Below are 1854 nucleotides of genomic sequence, written 5' to 3'. Positions count from 1 at the left end.
CAGATATTATGCTGACAGGACTTGGTGCAATTATGGATGTGACGGTGACGATCAGCGCAGCAGTAGGAGAGATCGTGCGGAAAAATCCATCGGTTTCTCTGAGAAGACTGATACATTCCGGTCGTGAAATCGGATATGATATTATGGGAACCATGATAAATGTACTGCTGTTTGTTTTGGCAAGCGGCATGATTCCCATGTTCATACTTAAGATGAATAATGATATAAGCTTTGTAACGATCGTGAGATACCACATTCCATATGATATCTGTCGTTTTCTGATAGAAAGTATTGGAATTGTACTGGCAATACCGGTATCTGTTTTTATTGCTTCAGCGATTATGAAAATACCATCACGGAAAAGGGGTGTCAGAGAATGATCATTTTTCTTGCATTGATTTTAATTTTTCTGGTGATCTTGATTGGCGGAGAGCGTGGAGCCATGTCAATTATGACACTGGCGGGGAATATTGTAATTTTGTTTTTTTCAATTATGCTGATGTCTGCCGGTTTTCCTGTACTGCTCCTGATATTGGTGGCAGGTGCAGGTGTCTGTTATATTTCTCTGTTTTATCAGAACGGAAATAATCCAAAGACGCGGGCGGCTTTTCTGGCTACACTGCTGGTAATGTTACTTTTGTTTATTCCGATTTATATTATTACATGGAGATCAGGAAGTTACGGGTTAAATGAGCTGCAGATTTCGGAAGACGATTTTATGTATTATTACAGTACGGACCTTCATATTAACATGCTTCATGTAGGAATATTTGTAACTGTTTTCAGTACTCTTGGGGCTGTTATCGATACAGCATTATCTGTAACATCTTCTGTATATGAAGTCTGGACTCATAAAAACAGTCTGACAGCGAAAGAGCTTACAGCTTCTGGCTATCAGGTTGGGAAAGAAATTATCGGTACAACGGTAAATACGTTGCTGTTTGCTTATCTTGGAGGAACTATTTTATTATTTTCATACATTCAGACACAGCAATATAGCCTGGAGATCATTCTTAATTCCCAGTTCCTATTCCAGGATGTTGCAGTCATGCTATCTGGTGCGGTAGCCTGCCTTGTTACTGTCCCGGTATCGATCAGATGTATTATTCGACAGATCTCATGAAGTATATCTCCACTGCACTGAATACGGATCCATGGTCCCGATACAGATGTTCTTTCCTGTATTCAGCAGACGTGGGCTCTCTTTTATGAAAGCAGTTATTATATTTATGTATTTATGGGAGTGTTTTTACAGGCAGTTCCATTTCTGATCCTGGGAGTCCTTCTATCTTCGGCGCTTCAGACATATGTATCGGAAAAATGGATCGTAAAATTACGTGAAATGTGAAGAAAGTGTGAAATTAGCACTCGCCTCTTGACAGTGCTAATAATGCGTGTTATAGTACATACAGAACAAAGGAAGAGAGAAAAAAGAAATCTTCCGGAGAAAGTTCTTACAGAATTTGCAGATGTTTTCAGAAACAGTAAATTAAAAACGCCTGCGCAGCACGCAGCGAATATAGATCAGGAGGAATGAGTTATGTTAATGCCAAGTATTTTCGGAGAAGATTTATTTGATGATTTTATGGGATATCCGACAGGCCGTCAGGCAGCTGCCAATGCTTATCCTCAGGTGAAGGATATGATGAAGACAGATATCCGTGATGTAGATGGCAATTATGAACTGGAGATCGATCTTCCGGGATTTAAGAAAGAGGATGTGAAGATCCAGCTGAAGAATGGTTATCTGAACATTCAGGCAACCAGAGAAGAGAAGAAGGACGAGAAGGATGATAAAGGTAAATATGTTCGCAGAGAACGTTATACAGGAACCTGCAACAGAAGCTTTTATGT

At 39.8% G+C, this 1854-nt stretch carries 3 protein-coding genes; all 3 read left to right on the top strand.

Translation table 11 applies throughout. From position 1 onward, the window contains the following. The coding region (locus ABCM67_RS16180) for a YibE/F family protein (RefSeq protein ID WP_342993067.1) at positions 1 to 380 on the top strand (380 nt) is incomplete at its 5' end. Continuing rightward, a complete protein-coding gene (locus tag ABCM67_RS16175; protein WP_173733163.1) occupies positions 377 to 1123 on the top strand; it encodes a YibE/F family protein in 747 nt (248 codons plus the stop codon). The genes ABCM67_RS16180 and ABCM67_RS16175, both read left to right, overlap by 4 nt. A 417-nt stretch (positions 1124 to 1540) precedes the next feature. Next, positions 1541 to 1854, top strand: a 314-nt coding sequence (locus ABCM67_RS16170) for an Hsp20/alpha crystallin family protein (protein ID WP_342993065.1), incomplete at its 3' end; no start/stop codon positions are given.

It is taken from the genome of Blautia sp. 2227st1_G12_2227SCRN_220401 (assembly GCF_039062885.1).
Classification (GTDB): domain Bacteria; phylum Bacillota; class Clostridia; order Lachnospirales; family Lachnospiraceae; genus Blautia_A; species Blautia_A fusiformis.
This window is presented reverse-complemented; position numbering and strand designations above follow the sequence as displayed.